Raw genomic sequence first — 20643 nt, 5'->3', positions numbered from 1 at the left:
TTACAAACCACGTTTCGGTTTATTATTAGAAAAAGGCTTACCAAGATATACTAATTGGTAGCCTTTTTCTATTTTATCAATAGCCTTATTATATGACGAAATGATTTCTAAAACTCCTCGCTTATCTTTTATAAGCAACGGAATTATGTCTTCATCATGATTTGTAATTTCTATTAATTCATCATAATGCCCTTTGCTTTTTAATTCAATTTCATGAATTTCAGGATATTTACGAGCCACCTCAGTTAAGGATATAAAGTTGTCTGTATGTGAAAATAACCCTTCTCGAGGGCAATTATCTGGGTTATACATTTCATCAATTGTTATAAGCCTATAAAAACCAGTTTCACCAAACTGTTCCGAAAACTTATTAATGGCATATTCATTTATATCTTCACTACCCGTAAGTGCCATTAAGAAACCAACATCATTTAATTCAATATTATCTTGTAATTGATCTGAATAAATATCAGTATTAATGGCTTCCAACCCTTCTTCTTGCGCCAGTTGTATATTGTTTTGGTTGCTGTCTATTAAAACCACATGCCTGCCATTATCTTCTAAATACCGTGCAATTAATCTTGAAAATTGGGAAGCCCCAACCATTAAAATACCTTCAGAACGTTTTAGAAAAACACCTATTAATTTTGATAAGGGACGCGCTGTTGTAGCATTTAGAAGTACGGTTCCTAAAACAATCATAAACACTAAAGGCGTAATAAATTCGGCTCCTGGAACACCTTGTTTAATTAATTTACTACCAAAAAGAGAGGCAATACCTGCAGCTACAATTCCTCTTGGTCCCACCCAACTAATAAAAATTCGTTCATTAAATTTTAAGTTGGAACCAATGGTACATAAAAAGACGCTTATCGGTCTTATTACAAATACAACAATTGAGAAAAGAGCTACTGTTTTCCATGTATAAAGCAACATTAAGTCTTCCATATTAATATTTGCAGCGAGTAGAATAAACAGGATGGATATTAATAAAACACTGAGTGATTCTTTAAAATAGAGTAATTCCTTAATATTATCTAGTTTCCCATTTCCTAAAACCATACCCATAACCACAACAGCTAGTAAACCCGACTCATGTGCAAAAACTTCAGATTCAACAAAAACCAGTAATACAGTTGATAAAGAAACTACGTTTAAAAGGTAATGAGGAATAAAGTTTTTATTGATGGCAAATGCTAAAGCATGCGCAAAGGTAAAGCCAAAGGTTGTTCCAAAAAGAACGATTTTCCCAAACTCAACAAGAGCTGTTCTTGTAAAACCACTATCACCTTCAACACTAATAAATTCAAACACTAATACAGCCACCAAGGCTCCGATAGGATCTATTAAAATACTTTCCCATTTTAAAACTGCCGAAACATCTTTTTTAAGTGGAATATTCCTTAAAATTGGTGTTATAACCGTTGGTCCTGTTACTATAATTAATCCAGCAAATAAAAATGACAAATCTAAACTTAAATCAAATAATAAATGTGCTGTAATTCCCGCTGAAAAAAAGGTGATTGTAGAACCAAGTGTTATTAGTTTGGTAATAACAGGCCCAACATTTTTAATTTCAGAACGCTTAAGGGTTAGTCCCCCTTCAAAAAGAATGATACTAATGGCTAATGATACGAAATAAAATAACCCATCACCAGGAAATAGGCCTTTAGAGCCATTCCAAATGGGTTCAATCCATTTGCTACCATCTTCGTTTATATAAGCCGAGGCAATAGGACCAACTAATAATCCAATTAATATTAAAGGTAAAATGGCTGGAATTTTAAATTTCCATGCAACCCACTGTGCCAAAATGCCTAAAATAATAATGCCTGCTAGTTCTATCATGCGTTAAATTTTGGTGTAAAATACTAATTTTTATTCTATTTAAAAGGGAAATACCTACACCTAAAGTGCCTTTTTAAGTATTATAATCTACAAACTATATTTATCCTATTTTTTGTATTTTACTGGTAAGTATAATATCATTTTAGCAACAAAAAAGAGCTAAAAAGACTCGTTATTTGGTTGTTAAATTAAAAAAAACGTAATTGATTATAATAAAAAGGTGAATAAACCACACTAAAAAAAATTGATTAAAGCCTCCATTTCCAACAAGTTTGCAAACTTATAATCGCAATAACGGTTTAAAATTAAACTAAACAATTAATTAGGAGTATCCTCTTTAGCCTCCGATAAATAGTATAATCTTTTTAGGCTCTTTTTTAATAAGGTAAATCGGTATATTCCTATCACAAAAAAAAGAACACTAAAAAAAAGCGATACAAACGCTAAATACTTAAAGTTTGGAAAAATTTCTAGTTGAAAAAAAGCAATACCGCCTAATAATAAATAAAGTGAAGACCGAATGTACGATAGTAAGGTGCGCTCATTTGCTAATCTAGTGCGCTCAATAGCAAGGTAATCTCTTAGAATAACCTCTTCATCTGGTTTAAAATCGCGCCCAAACCGTAATAATTTCATTTTTTTTATTTTCAACGGCGCTTCGATAATGTTTTTAATTGGCATCTGAAAAATTATTTTTATAAAGCTAATTGAATTTTTAAAAGATTCAAAGGATGATTAATTTAACTTTTCTAAATAAATGTTAAAAAACACTAATAAAATTAAGGATTTTCAACTTATAAGCCACCTTTTTACTAATTTGCAAGTCAATTTTTATTTAGTCTTCCCCAATGCAGCTATATTCAATAGAAACAGGAAATTTTAAACTAGATGGAGGTGCTATGTTTGGCGTTGTACCAAAATCGATATGGCAAAAAACAAATCCGGCCGATGCGAATAATATGATTGATATAGCCGCACGTTGTTTATTGATTGAAGATGGTAATCGGCTTATATTAATTGACACAGGTATGGGAGCTAAGCAATCTAGTAAGTTTTTTGGCTACTATTATTTTTGGGGAGATCACTCATTGGATAGCTCACTTAAAAAACATGGGTTTCATCGCGATGATATTACCGATGTATTTTTAACACATTTGCATTTTGATCATTGTGGTGGTTGTATTCAATGGAATCATGATAAAACAGGGTACGAATCGGCTTTTAAAAATGCTCATTTTTGGAGTAATGAATCCCATTGGCAATGGGCTGTTCAACCCAATAAACGAGAAAAAGCTTCTTTTTTAAAAGAAAACATATTGCCCATACAAGAATCTGGACAACTTAAGTTCACCTCATTACCTACGGGCGATTTATTAAAAAATTCAGATCTTGGTTTCGATATCTTTTTTGCTAATGGCCATACCGAAAAGCAAATGATTCCGCTAATTAAATACAAAAACAAAACCATCGCTTTCATGGCCGACTTACTCCCTACCATAGGGCATATCCCAATTCCTTACGTTATGGGTTATGATACTAGGCCGCTATTAACCTTAGATGAAAAAGATAAATTTTTAAATCAAGCAGCTTCAGAAAATTTCTATCTATTTTTACAGCATGATGCTTACAACGAAATTATTACAGTACAGCATGCCGAAAGAGGTGTGCGTTTAAATACTATTTATACTTCTCAAGATATTTTTCAATAAAAAAGTGACTAATTCAAATACAAACAAATGAAAATAATTAAACCATTAATGCTTTCGGCTTTTACAGCCTTATTACTTTATGGCTGTGGAGGTACAGCCAGTATTATTTCAACACCAATTGAAAATATAGACAGTTCCCCTTTAAAAGTCGCCGAATTAACTAAGGCAGAAAAAGAAAATTGGGGGCATTTAGACTTGGCAAAAGACACTATTCCTGGAATGAGTGTGGACAAAACCTATAGCGAACTAATTAAAAACAAAAAAGGAAGCAGCGTTATTGTGGCTGTTATTGATTCTGGAATTGATATTGACCATGAAGATTTAAATGATGTCCTTTGGGTAAATAAAGGTGAAATACCAAATAATGGCAAAGATGATGATAACAATGGTTACATAGACGACGTACATGGTTGGAACTTTTTAGGTGACGGCTACGATGAACAGTTAGAATACGTTCGTATTCTCGCTAAAGGAGATGCTACGCACCCGGACTATGCTAAAGCTCAAGCTTTATACGAAAAAGAATACCAAAAGTACTTAGGCCTAAAAACCAATTACGATCAAATTTTACAACAAATTAATGATGCTGATAGTGCTTTAGCAACCCATTTAGGTAAAACAGATTATACTAAAGACGAAGTTAATGCCATAAAAACAGAAGATGCCAATTTAAATAAAGCCATATCAATTGCAAAATACATGTATAGTAATGGTATGGACTCTTTGGCCGATGCTAAAAAAGAAATTAATCAGGGCTTAGAAAGTTTTAACGAACGTTTAAACTACCACTTAAATAAAAATTTTAATGGTCGTGTGAATGGTGATGACCCGGAGAGCATGAACAACAAATTTTATGGTAATGGCAACGTAAAACCTGTTAAGAAAAGCGAAAGCCACGGTACACACGTTGCAGGCATTATTGCTGCAGAACGCAATAATGGTAAAGGCGCAAACGGTGTTGCTAACAACGTAAAAATCATGTCGATTAGAACCGTTCCAAATGGTGATGAGTACGATAAAGATGTAGCTTTAGCCATTCGTTATGCTGTAGATAATGGAGCTAAAGTAATTAACGGTAGTTTCGGAAAAAGTTTTTCTCCACATACCGAATGGGTACACGATGCGATTAAATATGCAAGTGATAACGACGTAGTTTTTGTGCATGCAGCAGGAAATGACAGTAATAATGTAGATGTAGAATCCAACTTCCCAGATGATAATGTGAATGGTGTTGAACTTTCAAATTCATACATTAGAGTTGGCGCTTTAGAACCTAAATATGGTTCTAATTTGGTGGCTAGTTTTTCTAATTACGGTAAGCAAAATGTAGATGTATTTGCACCAGGTGCTAAAGTATATTCTACTACACCAGAAAATGAATATGATACTAAAGGAGGAACATCTATGGCGGCTCCAGCGGTTGCAGGTGTTGCGGCATTAATCCGTTCCTATTTTCCAAAGTTAACCGCTGCACAGGTGAAACAAATTATTATGGATTCTGGCTTAGCAATTAAAACTAAAGTAGTTGTTGGTGGCGATACTAATAATGTAAAACCTTTTGCCGATTTATCTAAATCTGGTCGTATTGTTAATGCCTACAATGCTTTTATTATGGCTGCAAAAATGGCTAACTAAATTTTAAAAATATTTTAGTTTCTTTAAAATATAATGTCATAAAAACAGATTCTGGAGTTATTCCAGAATCTGTTTTTTTATTATTTCTAAACAACTTATAAAAACAAATGAAACAAATCATTCTTTCCATTCTTTGTGTTTCGGTGTTCTGGAATACTAGCACGGCCCAAACTATGGCTACTTCTTCAACAAAAAATACAGCAACTTCGGGTTACTGGCAACAACATGTAGATTATAAAATGGCTATTGATATGGATGTAAAAACCTATCAATATAAGGGAAAACAAACTCTGGTTTATACCAATAATTCACCCGATATTTTAAATACTGTTTTTTACCATTTGTATTTTAATGCTTTCCAACCAGGCAGCGAAATGGATGTACGATCACGTACCATTGCAGATCCAGACTCTAGAGTTGGCGATAGAATAAGCAAGTTACAACCAAATGAAATAGGTTATATTAAGGTAAATTCATTAAAACAAAATGGTGTTACCTTAAAGCATCAAACGGTAGGAACGATTTTAGAAGTTGCTTTGGCACAACCTATACAGCCAGGTGAAAGCGTTACCTTCGAAATGGATTTTGATGGTCAGGTTCCAATTCAAATTCGTCGCTCCGGTAGAAATAATAAAGAGGGTGTAGCACTATCCATGACGCAGTGGTACCCAAAATTAGCAGAATACGATTTTGAAGGTTGGCACGCCGACCCGTATATTGGTCGTGAATTTCATGGTGTTTGGGGTAATTTTGATGTAAAAATAACCATCGATAAAGATTACATTTTAGGAGGAACAGGCTATTTACAAAACCCTAACGACATAGGCTATGGTTACCAAAACACAGAAGTAAAAAAACAAAAAGGCAAAAAATTAACTTGGCATTTTGTAGCGCCAAAAGTGCATGATTTTACTTGGGCTGCAGACCCCGATTATATTCATGATACCATGCAAGTGCCTAACGGGCCTCTGCTTCATTTCTTCTACAAAAGCACACTCTCCGAAGAACACAAAACCAATTGGAAAAAAATGCAACCAAAAACGGTTGAATTAATGCAATATTTTAGTGAGCAGGTTGGTAAATATCCTTACGATCAATATTCGGTTATTCAAGGCGGCGATGGAGGCATGGAATATGCCATGTGTACCTTAATTACTGGCCAAAGACGTTACGGTAGCTTGGTAGGTGTAACGGCTCATGAATTAGCACATACTTGGTTTCAATTTTTACTAGCCACAAACGAATCTAAGCACGAATGGATGGACGAAGGCTTTACCAGTTATATAAGTGATTATGCTATGAACGAAATTATGAATGAAGGTAACAGCAATCCAGCTGAAGGTGCCTATAAATCATATATTGCTTTAGCAAAATCCGGAAAAGAACAGCCTCTTACCACGCATGCAGACAGATATAATTTTAATAGTACTTACGGCGCATCGGCATACAGCAAAGGCGAAGTGTTTTTAGCTCAATTAGGCTATGTTATAGGTGAAGACAATTTAAAACAAACCATCAAAAAATATTTTAACGACTTTGCTTTTAAACATCCTACACCAAACGATATTATCCGCACTGCCGAAAAAGTTTCTGGATTGCAACTAAATTGGTATTTAACAGATTTTGCACAAACCACCAATACCATCGATTATGGCGTAAAAACCATAGAGGGGAATAGCATTACCTTAGAGCGCATTGGCTTAATGCCAATGCCTCTTGATATAACTGTAACTTATGCGGATGGGAAAACTGAAGATTTTTACATCCCATTACAAATGATGCGCGGTGAAAAGCCAACAACAGCAACCCTAATAAACGATTGGGCTTGGGCGTACCCCACTTATACATTTACCACTAAAAATACCGTAAAAAATGTAGAAATAGACCCTAAGAATTTAATGGCAGATATTAATAAAGGAAATAATAAAAAGTAAAAAATAAACATTCTTTCTAATTCCAATTTATAAGCTTCTTTAGTTAAAAAGAAGCTTATTTTATTTATGCTCATCAACTTATTTCCAAAATAATCGTGTCAATTCTTATTTTTTTAATAAATTAGTCCTGTAAACTTTAGGGGTGTTCTACTTATTAGAACTGAGACATACCCTTTGAACCTGATGCGGTTAGTACCGCCGAAGGGAAAAGTTGAATAGCTAATTGCAATATTGGCTAGCACATCTTTTCATAAAAACACTTCTTAATTTGAAGTGTCTTCTTTTCAAAACATTGTTCCTATAAAGTTTACAATATAAAACCATATTGTAAATGATAACTATTCATCTTAACGAACAGTCATTAAATATTGATAAAAGCATCAATATTTCACAACTACTAGAACAGGAAAATATTCCTAACATAGGAATTGCCGTAGCCATTAATCAACAAATTATTTCAAAATCAAATTGGAGTGCACAAAAACTCCAGGATGGCGATACTATCTTAATAATTCAGGCAACCCAAGGCGGATAATAAATTACGAAAACTACAATCTATGAAAAATAAAGACACTGCACCAAAACAAGGAAATATTACAAGAAATCCATTTCCTAACTCCAAGAAGGTTTACATACCAGGAAAAATACATCCTCAAATTAAAGTAGCGATGCGAGAAATTTCCTTAAGCCCAACTAAAGATTCCTTAACAGGAAAATTAGCACCTAACGAACCTGTTACGGTTTATGATACCTCCGGACCATATACCGACCCTAATAAAGAAATTAATGTTCATAATGGTATTGAACGAATCCGAGAACCATGGATTTTAAACCGTGGAGATGTAGAACAATTAAGCTCATTTTCTTCCGAATATTGTAATGAACGCTTAAACGATACCCAATTAGATCATATGCGTTTTGCCCATCTTAAAAAACCATTAAGAGCTAAAAAAGGCAGAAATGTAACCCAATTACATTACGCAAAACAAGGGATTATAACTCCAGAAATGGAATACATCGCCATCCGAGAAAATCAGCGTATTGATGAAATGACCGAAATTAGAAAACAACATTCCGGAGAGCATTTTGGCGCCGCCATTCCTAATAAGATAACACCAGAATTTGTTCGGGATGAGGTAGCAAGAGGTCGTGCGGTAATTCCATCAAACATCAATCATCCAGAAGCGGAACCTATGATTTTAGGTAGAAATTTCTTGGTGAAAATAAATGCCAATGTTGGTAACTCTGCTACTACTTCTTCCATAGAAGAAGAGGTAGAAAAAGCTGTTTGGGCCTGTAGATGGGGAGCAGATAATATTATGGATTTATCTACAGGACAAAATATTCATGAAACCCGCGAGTGGATTATTCGAAACTCTCCAGTTCCCGTGGGAACAGTACCCATTTATCAAGCTTTAGAAAAAGTAAATGGGGTAGCAGAAAATTTAACTTGGGAAATTTTTCGAGACACCTTAATAGAACAAGCAGAACAAGGAGTAGATTATTTCACTATTCACGCGGGTGTTTTGTTACGTTATATTCCAATGACTGCCAAACGTGTAACAGGCATTGTTTCTCGTGGCGGATCTATTATGGCAAAGTGGTGTTTGGCACATCACAAAGAAAGTTTCCTATACACCCATTTTGAAGAAATTTGTGAAATTTTAAAACAATATGACGTAGCATTTTCTTTAGGAGATGGCTTGCGCCCGGGTTCGATTGCCGACGCCAATGATGAAGCTCAATTTGCCGAATTACAAACCTTAGGAGAACTAACAAAAATTGCTCGTAAGCACGAAGTTCAATGTTTTATTGAAGGTCCAGGTCACGTCCCAATGCACATGATTAAAGAAAATATGGAAAGACAAATTGAGGTTTGTGATGAAGCTCCCTTTTACACCTTAGGACCTTTAACAACCGACATTGCTCCAGGTTACGACCATATTACATCGGGTATAGGTGCGGCCATGATTGGTTGGTATGGATGTGCTATGCTATGTTATGTAACTCCTAAAGAGCATCTTGGTTTACCCAATAAAGAAGATGTACGTGTAGGTGTGGTAACTTATAAATTAGCTGCTCATGCTGCCGATTTAGCCAAAGGACATCCTGGTGCACAACATCGTGATAATGCCTTAAGTATGGCACGATTTGAGTTCCGTTGGGAAGATCAGTTTAATCTTGGTTTAGATCCTGAACGTGCCCGTGAATACCACGATGAAACCTTACCTGCAGAAGGTGCTAAAATTGCTCATTTCTGTTCTATGTGCGGACCTAAATTTTGTTCCATGAAAATCTCCCAAGAAGTTCGGGACTTTGCTAAACAAAATGATATTGTAGAAAACGAAGTTATTAAAAAAGGTATGGAAGAAAAATCTCTTGAATTTAAAGAAAAGGGATCTGAAGTATACCTATAAAAAAGATAAAATGATTGTTTTAATAGCTCCTGAAAAGGATGTAAATAACGAGATAAGTATCTTGAATCGGCTTTTTGAAGCCGGTTTAACTCATTTTCATTTAAGAAAACCATACAAGAACTATCAGGCACATTGCGATTATTTAAATCAAATAGATTCTAAATATCACAATAGAATTATAACCCATCATTTTCATGAGCTTATAAACAATTTCAACTTAAAAGGCATACATTTTCAAGAGGCAAAAAGACGAGAAAGTACTTTAGAAATGTTAACCAACATTAAAACAAATAACCTAATAAGTATTAGTAGTTCGTTTCATTCACCACAAGAATTGATGGCCTGTAAATTTAATTTTGATTACCATTTGCTTAGTCCCGTGTTTTCATCCATTTCAAAGCAGGGTTACCAAGGTCAGGGTTTTAATGTTAATCATATTACCAATAAAACCATAATTGGTTTGGGAGGAGCAACTTATAAAAACCTTTTTGAATTTGATAAACTTGGTTATAAAGGTGTAGCCGTTTTAGGTAGTATTTGGCATTCTGAAACACCTTTAGAACGTTTTAAAATCATGCAGAAACATTTCTTTAAAAGTAAAAATTTGATTTGAACACACATAAATACATACTATCAGTTGCTGGTTTCGATCCCTGTAGTGGTGCTGGCATTACATCCGATATTAAAACATTTGAAGCACATAACCTGTATGGTTTATCGGTTTGTACGGCAATTACCATTCAAAATGATGTGGACTTTAAACAATGTATTTGGACGAAGCCAGAAATTATTTTAGCACAAATAGAAACCTTGTTTGAGCGTTTTGAAGTTTCTGTTGTTAAAATTGGAATTGTTGAATCTTGGCAGGTGCTTATTCTAATTTTAAACAAGCTTAAATCATTAAACTCAAGCATCAAAATTATCTTAGATCCTATTTTTAAATCGAGTTCAGGGTTCGATTTTCATCTAAAGGAAAGCCAGGAATTATTAAATACCATTTGGAAACAATGCTACCTTATTACACCTAATTACGATGAAATTAAAAGTTTATACTCAAAATTAAACCCACAAGAAACCATTGAACATATTTCTGGTTTTACTAATATTTATTTAAAAGGTGGGCATAGAGAAGACAAAAAAGGTTGGGATGAATTATACCACAGCGGAATTGTAATGGTGAACATCCCTCCAGTAGCCGAAAGCATTTTTGAAAAACATGGTAGTGGTTGTGTGCTTTCTTCCGCTATAGCAGCCAATTTAACCTTAGAAATTTCTTTAGAAGACGCTTGTAAACTTGCTAAATATTACACCGAAAAGTATTTAAATTCAAACAAAAGCTTACTTGGAAGTCACAATTATCCATTCAAAAACTAAAATATGAACATAGCTAAACTACATTACATATCGCAAGGACAATCACCAGAAGCGCATCTAAAAAACATTCAAAATGCTTGCATGAATGGCGCTGAATTGGTGCAATTACGTCTTAAAAATACAGATGAAATTAGCATTTTAAAAACCGCTGAAAAGGCTAGAGCCATTACAAGCCACTATAAAACACAATTAATTATTAACGATTATTACAAAATTGTAAAAGCTGTAAATGCCGATGGCGTCCATTTGGGAAAAACAGATACTTGTCCATTAATAGCCCGCGAATATTTAGGAACAAGTTACCTTATTGGTGGCACGGCCAATACACTTCAGGATTGTGAAAATTTAATTTCAAAAAACGTGAATTACATAGGTTTAGGTCCTTTTAAATTCACTAAAACCAAAGACAATTTAAGTCCTATTTTAGGACTAAAAGGCTATCAAAACATCCTAAATGAATTAAAAACAGAAACACCAATCATTGCCATTGGAGGTATTCTTGAAAATGAAATTAACCCGCTTATGGCTATTGGAGTATATGGTATTGCAATGTCGGGGGAGATTACTCAGAATTTCAACAAAATTCCTGTATTCAATAAATTAATCAACGCAACGGCGTTATTTGAACAAAGACACACATTTTAAAAATGAACGACATACTTAAAATTTCAGACAAAACTTTTAAATCTAGGCTATTTACAGGCACAGGAAAATTCAGCTCTAACAAATTAATGGCGGAAGCTTTAATTGCCAGTGAAAGTGAACTAATAACGGTTGCTTTAAAACGAGTAGATGTTAATAATGAACAAGACAATATGCTGAAAAACATCATGCGTCCAGAAATAAATCTGTTGCCAAATACTTCCGGAGTTCGTAATGCTAAAGAAGCCATTTTTGCAGCTCAATTAGCTCGTGAAGCTTTAGAAACCAATTGGATTAAATTGGAAATTCATCCAGACCCAAAATATTTATTACCAGACCCTATTGAAACTTTTAAAGCTGCAGAAGCGCTTGTTAAACTAGGGTTTATAGTGATGCCATATATTCACGCCGACCCCGTTTTATGTAAACGATTAGAAGATGTGGGCACCCAATGTGTAATGCCTTTGGGTGCGCCAATTGGGACAAATAAAGGTCTTAAAACCATAGATTTTTTAGAAATTATTATAGAACAAAGCAATGTACCCGTTATTGTAGACGCAGGCATTGGAAGTCCATCGCATGCTGCCTATGCCATGGAATTAGGTGCCGATGCTGTATTGGTAAACACGGCAATTGCAGTGTCTCAAAACCCAGTGGCTATGGCAAAGGCTTTTAAACTTGCTGTTGAAGCGGGTAGAATGGCATACTTAGCAAAACTGGCCACAGTAAAACAACACGCCGAAGCGAGCAGTCCCCTAACTAGTTTTTTAAACTAAATATATTATGAAATCGTTTCAAGATATTTTCGATACTTATAATTGGGCCGATACTTTAGCAAGTATTCATGCTAAAACCTCTCGAGATGTTGAGTTTGCTCTGTTAAAAGATAAGCGCAATTTAGAAGATTTCAAGGCATTAATCTCACCAGCTGCTAAACCTTATTTAGAACAAATGGCACAGCAGAGTAAAACCATAACTAAAAAACGGTTTGGAAATACAATACAGATGTATGTGCCCATGTATTTGTCAAATGAATGCCAAAACATTTGTACCTATTGTGGTTTTAGTATGACCAATAAAATTCCACGTAGAACTTTAACTGATTCCGAAATTTTAAAAGAAGTTTCATTCTTGAAATCTAAAGGATACGATCATATTCTACTTGTTACTGGTGAAGCAAATAAAACCGTTGGTGTTTCTTATATAAAGCATGCCATAGAATTAATCAAAGACCAATTTTCAAATATTACCATAGAAGTTCAACCATTAAATCAAAATGAATACGAATCATTAATTGATGCTCATTTGTATGCTGTTTTGGTATATCAGGAAACTTATAACAGAGCCGAATATAAAAAACATCACCCAAAAGGAAAAAAATCAAATTTTGATTACCGTTTAGAGACTCCCGACCGGTTAGGAAGAGCTGGAATTCATAAAATAGGGTTAGGTGCATTATTTGGTTTGGAAGATTGGCGTGCTGATAGTTTTTTTACCGCATTACATTTAAAATACCTTCAAAAAACCTATTGGAAAACCAAATATTCCATTTCATTTCCACGGTTAAGACCTCATAGTGGTGGATTAGAACCTAAAGTAGAAATGACCGATAGCGACTTGGTACAAACCATTTGTGCATTCCGGCTATTTGATGAGGACGTAGAACTTTCTATGAGCACTCGCGAAAACGAAACCTTCAGAAACCATATTGTACACTTAGGAATTACTTCTATAAGTGCCGAATCTAAAACCAATCCTGGTGGTTATGCTGTAGAACCACAATCACTAGAGCAATTTGAAATTTCAGATGAACGCTCAACTGAACTCATATCGAAAATGTTACAAGACAATGGCTTAGAACCTGTATGGAAAGATTGGCAACAAAACTGGCAATAAAATGATATTAACACAAGAAGAAAAGAAACAGTATAACCGACATCTCATTTTAAATACTATTGGTGAAGAAGGACAACTAAAACTAAAAAAAGCCAAAGTTTTGGTTATTGGAGCTGGTGGTTTGGGTTGCCCTATTTTACAATATTTAACCGCTGCAGGAGTAGGTAAAATTGGTATTATTGATGATGATATTATTGAACAAAGTAACTTACAACGTCAAATTTTATTTACCGTAGATGATATTGGTAAACCGAAAGTGGCAATGGCTGCAGCGAAGCTTTCAAGGTTAAATCCTTTTGTAAAATTTGAGACGTATTACAATCGTTTAAACACAGAAAACGTGTTAGAATTATTCAAAAAATATGATATTATTGTAGACGGCAGCGATAATTTCTCGACACGTTATTTGGTAAATGATGCTTCAGTAATCACTAATAAACCCGTTGTTTTCGGTTCCATCTTTAAGTTTGAAGGACAGGTTTCGGTGTTTAATTATAATAATGGGCCTACATACAGGTGCTTATACCCCAATCCTCCTAAGCCAACCGATGTTCCTAATTGTTCGGAAATTGGTGTTTTAGGCGTTCTACCAGCAATTATTGGATCTATTCAAGCCACGGAAGTGATTAAAATAATCTGCAATATTGGATGTGTTCTTTCTGGACAACTTTTAATTTATGATGCTTTAGGCATGCAACAAACAAAACTAAACTTTGCTAAAAATATGTCAAATGAAATATCAAAATTAGAAGACAATTACGAGGTGTTTTGTGGATTTTCAGAAGCTGTGGTAGAAATTGATTTTAAAGAGTTTAATAAGCACAAAGAAACCTATAACTTATTAGATGTAAGATCCTATTTAGAAAGAAGTAACTTTCATATTGGTGGTATTCATATACCTTTAAATGAATTAGAGAACAGGTTAAATGAAGTACCAAAAAACAAACCGCTTTTAGTGTATTGTAAGTCCGGAATTCGAAGTAAACAGGCTATTGAAATTATTAAAAATTCAAATTCTAAAATGCTGCTTTACAGCTTAAAAAATGGACTTGGAACCTACACCAGCGAATAAAAAATATAAAAATAGTTGTCAATTCAACTATTAATCGTAATATTGCAATATAATAATAAAGCAATTATGGGATTAGCTAAAACAGAAATGTTTACCGATGTACAAAACGAAATAGCATTATTTGCTAAAGTGTTTGGTCATCCCGCTAGAGTAGCCATTTTAGAATATCTATTTAAATTAGATACCTGTGTTTGTGGCGATTTAGTAACCGAAATTGGGTTAGCACAACCCACCATTTCTCAGCACTTAAAGGAGTTAAAAAATTTAGGATTAATTAAAGGCAATGTGGAAGGTACAAGCGTTTGTTATTGTATCAACGCCGAAAATTGGACTAAAATGAAAGAAGTCATGCTTAAATTTTTAGATCAAGACCTTAAAAAAACAGATTGCTGTTAAAAAATTTTCATTCGTTCATCGTATAATCGCAATAAACAAATATAAAATTATGATACTATCAGAAGTTAAATCAGCATTAAAACAATTGAAACAAATTGGGTTTCAATTACCAAACGGAACTCTAGTTCCTAATCATTTTCATGTAACAGAGATTGGAAAAATCACCAAAAAATTCATCGATTGCGGTGGTACACTTCGTGAAGAATCTGTTGTGAATTTTCAACTGTGGAATGCGAACGATTACGACCACAGACTGCATCCTGAAAAACTCTTAAGCATTATTGAGCTTTCAGAAAACCTATTAAACATAGAAGATAAAGAGATTGAAGTGGAATATCAAGGACATACAATTGAAAAATTCGGACTTGATTTTAACGGAGAATATTTCTTATTAACTACTAAAAAAACAGACTGTTTAGCAAAAGACAACTGCGGCATTCCTGCAGAAAAACCAAAAGTGAAATTAGCAGACTTATCTGAACAACCTTGTTGCTCACCAGACGGAAACTGTTGCTAAAAAATTATTAACACGCAAAGCCGCTAAGGTGCCCTATTTTACTTCGTTTATAAACATCATTATTTGACTCTTAACGACTTTGCAACTTTGAAACTCTAAAAAGAATATGATATCAACCCTATTTACAGGAATTCAAAACATAATTAAAGTTTTAAACCCTGACACCATCACAGCAGAACGTAAAGCAGTGTTACAACCATTAGCTGATTTCATTCAAACGAAAATCTCAAATAATGAAGCCATTCGCATTAATTTTATTTGTACACACAATTCACGCCGAAGTCATTTATCACAGGTTTGGGCTCAAACCATGGCCTTTCACTTCAATATAAAAAATGTGTTTTGTTATTCTGGTGGCACCGAAGCTACAGCATTGTTTCCTGTAGCGGCTAAAACTTTGCAAAATTCAGGTTTTCAAGTATTAACTATTTCAGAAGGTAAAAACCCAATTTACGCCATTAAATATGCTGAAAATGCACATCCTATCATTGGTTTTTCTAAAAAATTGGATGATGATTTTAATCCGAAATCGGAATTTGCAGCCATCATGACCTGCGATTCTGCCAATGAAGCATGTCCATTTGTTCCTGGTGCCGAAAAAAGAATTCCAATTACATTTGAAGATCCTAAAGCCTTTGATGGCACACCTCTGCAACTAGAAAAATATAACGAAAGAAGTTTACAAATTGCAACCGAACTTTTTTATGTATTCTCACAATTAAAAGCATAATATGGCAGCAAAAAAATTAAGTTTTCTAGATAAAAACCTTACGCTTTGGATTTTTATTGCCATGGCACTAGGCGTTGGTTTGGGGTATTTTATACCCTCTTTTCCAAACATCATCAATTCATTTAACTCGGGTACAACAAACATCCCTATTGCTATCGGGTTAATTTTAATGATGTATCCGCCATTAGCAAAAGTGAATTACAAACTATTACCTAAAGTGTTTAAAAACACTAAAATTGTAACTATATCACTCATTTTAAACTGGATAATTGGTCCGGTTTTAATGTTCTTTTTGGCCATTATTTTTTTGCAAGATTACCCAGAATATATGGTGGGATTAATTTTGATAGGGTTGGCACGTTGCATTGCCATGGTATTGGTTTGGAACGATTTAGCAGAAGGCAGTAGCGAATATGGCGCAGGTTTAGTGGCACTAAATAGTATTTTCCAAGTGTTTGCTTATAGTTTTTATGCTTGGATATTTATAACCGTACTACCTCCGTATTTCGGGTTTGAAGGTGCTATTGTTGATATTTCTATAGGTACCATAGCTGAAAGTGTGGCTATTTATTTGGGAGTTCCGTTTTTAATGGGGCTTTTAAGTCGCATTATTTTAGTAAAATTAAAAGGCGAAGATTGGTACACGAATAAATTTATTCCCACCATTTCGCCAATGACTTTAATAGCATTGTTATTTACTATCATTGTGATGTTTTCATTAAAAGGTGAATTAATAGTTCAAATACCAATGGACGTTTTAATTATTGCCGTACCATTGCTTATCTATTTTACCATTATGTTCCTTATTGGTTTTTTCTTTACCAAAGCAGCAGGTGCAGATTACGATAAAACTACAGCTGTAGCATTTACTGCGGCTGGCAACAATTTTGAGTTAGCCATAGCCGTTGCTATAGCCGTGTTTGGTCTTAACTCGGGCCAAGCCTTTACAGGTGTTATTGGTCCATTAGTAGAAGTACCTGCACTAATTTTATTAGTTAGAGTATCCTTCTGGCTTCGAAAAAAATACTACGAAAAAGTTAAGTTGAAACAAGTAAAAACGAATTAAAAATTAATTTTTAAATTAAAGAATATAATATAATACACAAAAGCCGTTTGAATACTAAAATATTCAGACGGCTTTTTTATTATTATCATTTTTTAAACTTAACCCGATTTAGGAACTTCTTTAGTTAAAATTCGGTTTGATTATAAATACTTTACTTAAAACTTCAGCTTTTCATCTTTATCCCAAAGTCCCCAATATGCACCAACAACCCCTTCTACTCCTACTTTCCAAGATTCATCAAAAGATGAAAAATAAAACATTTCAATATTTTCATCATTGGACCATATCTGTGAATTAATAAAATACTTCAAAGCATTATCATACGATGGTTCAGCACCATCTAATACCTCTCCAAAAGATGGCCAACCAGTTTCAGTGATAATTACTTTTTTTCCATTGGCGGATTTAACAGCTTGGTTATACATATCCTTCATATATATTAATGAATATTCTTGTGTACAACCTTCCCAAAACGGGTAACAATTGGCCAAAATAACATCGCATGCATCTGTTATTTTTGGTCTGTCCCTAAATTCATAATACGCATCTACATAACCCATAGGGATGTTTGGAATGGCTTTCTTCACTTGGGTCATAAATTTTAAAAGTTCAACTTCTGTAAGATCTTTTCTGTACATAACTTCATTACCTACAGCAGCAATATCTACAAGGCCTTCTTTCGCTAATCCAATAAGACCAGCAATTTCCTTCTGATTAATTTCATCGTCGCACCCCAACCATGCCCCTACAAGGGTTTTAATACCGTATTCTTTTGCTATTCGAGGTATAAGTTCATTACCTTCAGTACATGAAAAAGAGCGTGTCCATTTTGTGTGTGGTTTAATTATTTGCATGCGCCTTCTAATTTGTGCTTCGGTTATGTGAGTTCCTGGTTTCTGCCCTTCTTCATAAGGACTAAAACACAACCCATGCATGCCATTTTTTAAAAGTCTTTTAAATAAATTATTTAATCCTTTTTTTGTTTTATTATCCAGATTCCCGCCGGTTAACGATTTAATTTTGTCTGCTCTAAACGACATATTTAACTGTATTTTAGATTTTCATTTTTATCCCAAAGGCCCCAACGTTGCCCCACATCGCCTTCATGATGTACTTTCCATGACTCATCAAATGAAGAGAAGTAATACATTTCAACACCATTTTGATTTGCCCAATTAGTAGCATTAATAAAGTATTTAATGGCATTAATTTCAGAAGGCTCAGCTTTATTAGTATTTGTTCCCTTATTAGGCCATCCTGTTTCTGTAATCATTACCGGTTTGCCATTTGCAGCTTTTTTGGCAACCTCATACATTTGTTTTAAATAGGTAGAAGCTTCATCGATGTGGCAACCTTCCCAAAATGGATAACAATTGACTAAAATGACATCGCAAGCCTTAACAAGATTTGGACGATCCATAAATTGAAAATAAGCATCAACATAACCCACAAGTACATTAGGTAAAGCCTTTTTAACTTCGGTAATATAGTTTAATATGTCTTGTTCAGTCAATTCATTTCGAAGTAACACTTCATTACCAACAACAGCAATATCAACATGACCTTCTTTCGCTAATTTTATTAACGCTTTAACTTCTCTAGCATTTTTAGCCTTATCGGTATCAATCCAGGCGCCTACCATTGTTTTTAAACCGTTATTTCTGGCTGAGATAGGAATATATTCATTACCATCAGTACACGAAAAAGATCGTACCCATTTGGTATGTGGCACTATAATATCCATGCGATCATCTATTTGTTTTTTGGATAGCAAATCACCAATATTTTGGCTTTCAGAATAAGGACTAAAGCATAAACCATGAAGTCCGTCTTGAAGGGTTTTAGAAAATAATTGTTTTATTTCTGAAGAAGATTTGGATGAAAAATCGATGTCGCTAGATGAATCTATCTTTAAATCAATTCCTTTTAGCGATAATAGTTTATCCGTTTCATAAAAGGAAGATGACTTTGGTTCTACTCTATTATTTCGCATATCTAAATCTGCACGAATTTCCATGGCGCGAGCTTCTGTAACATCATACTTACGCATAACTAGAATAGCAATAAATGTTCCTAAAATAGGTAAGCCAGAAAAGAACAGGCGTAAACCTATAATGGTTTCTTCCGACTGTGTAGTAGCCTCGGCATCAAACCCAATAAATGATAGGATTAAACCACTTAAAAGCCCTGCAATGGCGAATCCGAATTTCACCATCCACCAATAAATAGCACCAAAAATACCCTCTCTGCGCTTACCTGTATTTAATTCATCCAAGTCTATTACATCAGCGGTCATAGACATCATAAGCGTGAATAAACTTCCTATACCGAATGAAAAAAATGGTAATGCAATAATAAACATGTATGGCTTACCTGGAATGAATAGAAACCAAAGTAAAATATATCCGAAAATTGATATACCCTGAGAAGCTAAAAAGGCATTCTTTTTACCCATTACCTGAGACATTTTCGCAACAATTGGAATCACTAAAAAAGTAGTTGCTACTGCACCAAGGCTACCAAAAAGCGTAGGCCAAATGCCAGCAGCAGCAGCATCACCATTAAATAAATAATAAACCACAATAAAAAACGTAAAAGCTGCTACGCTATTAAATGCATTAAAAACTAAAAAAGTAGCGATACATAATTTTCTAAAAGGTTCATTTTTAAATGCCTCTTTAAACCCTGCTATAATACCTTTAAAACTATTTCCTATATTCTTAATATTTAAGGGTTCATAATCATGATTTATAGTAGATTTACTTTTAATAAAAATGGCAGGTATGATGGCACAAATCATACAAATAAGCCCAACCCAAACCGCGATGCTTCTTGTGGCAACATCAGCAGAATCAAACCATCCTTTATCATACATTATTACCCAAAACCAAGGTGCTATTACCCATGCCCATTGCCCTATCCATTGTGCAATAGCCATAATATTGGTTCGTTCGTGAAAATCATCACTCATTTCGTAGCCCATAGCTACATAAGGCACACTAAAAATGGTGAGTCCTAAATAGAAAACGAAGGACCATATCATGAAATAAATAAAATTATATTCTATACCACTTTCTCTGTGTAATTGCCAAAGAATTGAAAATGAAAACCCCATTAAAATGGCACCAATTAAAACATACTGTCTGCGTCGGCCCCATTTGGATTTTGTATTATCTGATATGAAGCCCATAATGGGATCGGTGATAGAATCAAATATTCTAGGTAAAAAGAAAATGACACCCCACATCCAACCCGGAAAGCCCAAGTCTTGCACAAGAACCACCATAAAAATTCCCATGGCCGCAGGAAACATTTGATTAGCAAACATACCAACTCCGAAAGCAATTTTTTGACCTATCGGGACTTGATTCTTTGCAACTGTTTTGTAATTAGACATATCTTATGGT

The 20643-nt window shown here is 34.2% G+C and carries 19 protein-coding genes and 1 riboswitch; of the genes, 15 read left to right on the top strand and 4 right to left on the bottom strand.

What is annotated here, in order from left to right; translation table 11 throughout:
* Together ABYI63_RS05195 and ABYI63_RS05190 are read right to left on the bottom strand one after the other, a co-directional pair.
* Positions 1-1848, bottom strand: a complete 1848-nt coding sequence (locus ABYI63_RS05195; protein WP_372754159.1) for a cation:proton antiporter — start codon at positions 1846-1848, stop codon at positions 1-3.
* 318 nt (positions 1849-2166) lie between these two features.
* A complete protein-coding gene (locus tag ABYI63_RS05190) occupies positions 2167-2484 on the bottom strand; it encodes a DUF202 domain-containing protein (RefSeq protein WP_372754157.1) in 318 nt (105 codons plus the stop codon).
* Between the two features lie 212 nt (positions 2485-2696).
* Here ABYI63_RS05190 and ABYI63_RS05185 point away from each other — a divergent pair, with 212 nt between their 5' ends.
* The 15 genes from ABYI63_RS05185 to arsB all read left to right on the top strand — a co-directional run bounded on the left by ABYI63_RS05185 (position 2697) and on the right by arsB (position 17236).
* Positions 2697-3557, top strand: a complete 861-nt coding sequence (locus ABYI63_RS05185; protein ID WP_372754155.1) for an MBL fold metallo-hydrolase — start codon at positions 2697-2699, stop codon at positions 3555-3557.
* Positions 3558-3584: 27 nt separating this feature from the next.
* Positions 3585-5192, top strand: coding sequence for a S8 family peptidase (locus ABYI63_RS05180; RefSeq protein ID WP_372754153.1), 1608 nt, complete (start codon positions 3585-3587; stop codon positions 5190-5192).
* A 107-nt stretch (positions 5193-5299) separates the two neighbouring features.
* The gene (locus ABYI63_RS05175; RefSeq protein ID WP_372754151.1) at positions 5300-7126 is read left to right on the top strand and encodes a M1 family metallopeptidase; all 1827 of its coding nucleotides are present in this window, start codon (positions 5300-5302) and stop codon (positions 7124-7126) included.
* A gap of 128 nt (positions 7127-7254) precedes the next feature.
* Positions 7255-7350, top strand: a riboswitch (TPP riboswitch).
* Between the two features lie 107 nt (positions 7351-7457).
* On the top strand, positions 7458-7661 hold the full coding sequence (thiS, locus tag ABYI63_RS05170) for a sulfur carrier protein ThiS (RefSeq protein WP_372754149.1): 204 nt from the start codon (positions 7458-7460) through the stop codon (positions 7659-7661).
* A gap of 22 nt (positions 7662-7683) precedes the next feature.
* Positions 7684-9543, top strand: coding sequence for a phosphomethylpyrimidine synthase ThiC (gene thiC / locus ABYI63_RS05165; protein ID WP_372754147.1), 1860 nt, complete (start codon positions 7684-7686; stop codon positions 9541-9543).
* Between the two features lie 10 nt (positions 9544-9553).
* Positions 9554-10156, top strand: coding sequence for a thiamine phosphate synthase (locus ABYI63_RS05160; protein ID WP_372754145.1), 603 nt, complete (start codon positions 9554-9556; stop codon positions 10154-10156).
* Positions 10153-10917 carry a hydroxymethylpyrimidine/phosphomethylpyrimidine kinase gene (locus ABYI63_RS05155; protein WP_372754143.1) on the top strand — a complete coding sequence of 255 codons (765 nt, stop codon included), beginning with the start codon at positions 10153-10155 and terminating at the stop codon, positions 10915-10917. Before ABYI63_RS05160 ends, ABYI63_RS05155 begins: the two co-directional genes overlap by 4 nt.
* A 3-nt stretch (positions 10918-10920) precedes the next feature.
* Positions 10921-11562, top strand: a complete 642-nt coding sequence (thiE, locus tag ABYI63_RS05150; RefSeq protein ID WP_372754141.1) for a thiamine phosphate synthase — start codon at positions 10921-10923, stop codon at positions 11560-11562.
* 2 nt (positions 11563-11564) lie between these two features.
* Positions 11565-12335: a thiazole synthase gene (locus ABYI63_RS05145; protein ID WP_372754139.1), complete on the top strand. Its 771-nt coding sequence runs from the start codon at positions 11565-11567 to the stop codon at positions 12333-12335.
* Positions 12336-12342: 7 nt separating this feature from the next.
* Complete coding sequence (thiH, locus tag ABYI63_RS05140) at positions 12343-13455, top strand: 2-iminoacetate synthase ThiH (RefSeq protein WP_372754137.1); 1113 nt, start codon at positions 12343-12345, stop codon at positions 13453-13455.
* Between the two features lies 1 nt (position 13456).
* Entirely contained in the window at positions 13457-14527 is a 1071-nt protein-coding gene (moeB, locus tag ABYI63_RS05135) for a molybdopterin-synthase adenylyltransferase MoeB (RefSeq protein ID WP_372754135.1), read from the top strand.
* Positions 14528-14593: 66 nt separating this feature from the next.
* Positions 14594-14923 carry an ArsR/SmtB family transcription factor gene (locus ABYI63_RS05130; protein ID WP_372754133.1) on the top strand — a complete coding sequence of 110 codons (330 nt, stop codon included), beginning with the start codon at positions 14594-14596 and terminating at the stop codon, positions 14921-14923.
* A gap of 49 nt (positions 14924-14972) precedes the next feature.
* Positions 14973-15440, top strand: a complete 468-nt coding sequence (locus tag ABYI63_RS05125; protein WP_372754131.1) for a DUF6428 family protein — start codon at positions 14973-14975, stop codon at positions 15438-15440.
* 106 nt (positions 15441-15546) lie between these two features.
* Positions 15547-16170, top strand: a complete 624-nt coding sequence (locus tag ABYI63_RS05120) for a protein-tyrosine-phosphatase (RefSeq protein ID WP_372754129.1) — start codon at positions 15547-15549, stop codon at positions 16168-16170.
* A gap of 1 nt (position 16171) precedes the next feature.
* The gene (gene arsB / locus ABYI63_RS05115) at positions 16172-17236 is read left to right on the top strand and encodes an ACR3 family arsenite efflux transporter (RefSeq protein ID WP_372754127.1); all 1065 of its coding nucleotides are present in this window, start codon (positions 16172-16174) and stop codon (positions 17234-17236) included.
* A gap of 155 nt (positions 17237-17391) precedes the next feature.
* On the opposite strand, the gene ABYI63_RS05110 is transcribed toward arsB, so the two are convergent.
* On the bottom strand, positions 17392-18276 hold the full coding sequence (locus tag ABYI63_RS05110) for a glycosyl hydrolase family 17 protein (RefSeq protein WP_372754125.1): 885 nt from the start codon (positions 18274-18276) through the stop codon (positions 17392-17394).
* A gap of 2 nt (positions 18277-18278) precedes the next feature.
* Complete coding sequence (locus ABYI63_RS05105; RefSeq protein ID WP_372754123.1) at positions 18279-20633, bottom strand: MFS transporter; 2355 nt, start codon at positions 20631-20633, stop codon at positions 18279-18281.
* Positions 20634-20643: the final 10 nt, after the last annotated feature.

The sequence above is a fragment of the Mariniflexile sp. genome (assembly GCF_041583155.1).
In the GTDB taxonomy this organism is placed as follows: domain Bacteria; phylum Bacteroidota; class Bacteroidia; order Flavobacteriales; family Flavobacteriaceae; genus Mariniflexile.
This window is presented reverse-complemented; position numbering and strand designations above follow the sequence as displayed.

Excerpts from the sequence above, each read along its gene's own strand:
- ABYI63_RS05195 (WP_372754159.1), bottom strand. The coding sequence starts at position 1,848 with ATGATAGAACTAGCAGGCATTATTATTTTAGGCATTTTGGCACAGTGG.
- ABYI63_RS05190 (WP_372754157.1), bottom strand. The coding sequence starts at position 2,484 with ATGAAATTATTACGGTTTGGGCGCGATTTTAAACCAGATGAAGAGGTT.
- ABYI63_RS05185 (WP_372754155.1), top strand. The coding sequence starts at position 2,697 with ATGCAGCTATATTCAATAGAAACAGGAAATTTTAAACTAGATGGAGGT.
- ABYI63_RS05180 (WP_372754153.1), top strand. The coding sequence starts at position 3,585 with ATGAAAATAATTAAACCATTAATGCTTTCGGCTTTTACAGCCTTATTA.
- ABYI63_RS05175 (WP_372754151.1), top strand. The coding sequence starts at position 5,300 with ATGAAACAAATCATTCTTTCCATTCTTTGTGTTTCGGTGTTCTGGAAT.
- thiS (WP_372754149.1), top strand. The coding sequence starts at position 7,458 with ATGATAACTATTCATCTTAACGAACAGTCATTAAATATTGATAAAAGC.
- thiC (WP_372754147.1), top strand. The coding sequence starts at position 7,684 with ATGAAAAATAAAGACACTGCACCAAAACAAGGAAATATTACAAGAAAT.
- ABYI63_RS05160 (WP_372754145.1), top strand. The coding sequence starts at position 9,554 with ATGATTGTTTTAATAGCTCCTGAAAAGGATGTAAATAACGAGATAAGT.
- thiE (WP_372754141.1), top strand. The coding sequence starts at position 10,921 with ATGAACATAGCTAAACTACATTACATATCGCAAGGACAATCACCAGAA.
- ABYI63_RS05145 (WP_372754139.1), top strand. The coding sequence starts at position 11,565 with ATGAACGACATACTTAAAATTTCAGACAAAACTTTTAAATCTAGGCTA.
- thiH (WP_372754137.1), top strand. The coding sequence starts at position 12,343 with ATGAAATCGTTTCAAGATATTTTCGATACTTATAATTGGGCCGATACT.
- moeB (WP_372754135.1), top strand. The coding sequence starts at position 13,457 with ATGATATTAACACAAGAAGAAAAGAAACAGTATAACCGACATCTCATT.
- ABYI63_RS05130 (WP_372754133.1), top strand. The coding sequence starts at position 14,594 with ATGGGATTAGCTAAAACAGAAATGTTTACCGATGTACAAAACGAAATA.
- ABYI63_RS05125 (WP_372754131.1), top strand. The coding sequence starts at position 14,973 with ATGATACTATCAGAAGTTAAATCAGCATTAAAACAATTGAAACAAATT.
- ABYI63_RS05120 (WP_372754129.1), top strand. The coding sequence starts at position 15,547 with ATGATATCAACCCTATTTACAGGAATTCAAAACATAATTAAAGTTTTA.
- arsB (WP_372754127.1), top strand. The coding sequence starts at position 16,172 with ATGGCAGCAAAAAAATTAAGTTTTCTAGATAAAAACCTTACGCTTTGG.
- ABYI63_RS05110 (WP_372754125.1), bottom strand. The coding sequence starts at position 18,276 with ATGTCGTTTAGAGCAGACAAAATTAAATCGTTAACCGGCGGGAATCTG.
- ABYI63_RS05105 (WP_372754123.1), bottom strand. The coding sequence starts at position 20,633 with ATGTCTAATTACAAAACAGTTGCAAAGAATCAAGTCCCGATAGGTCAA.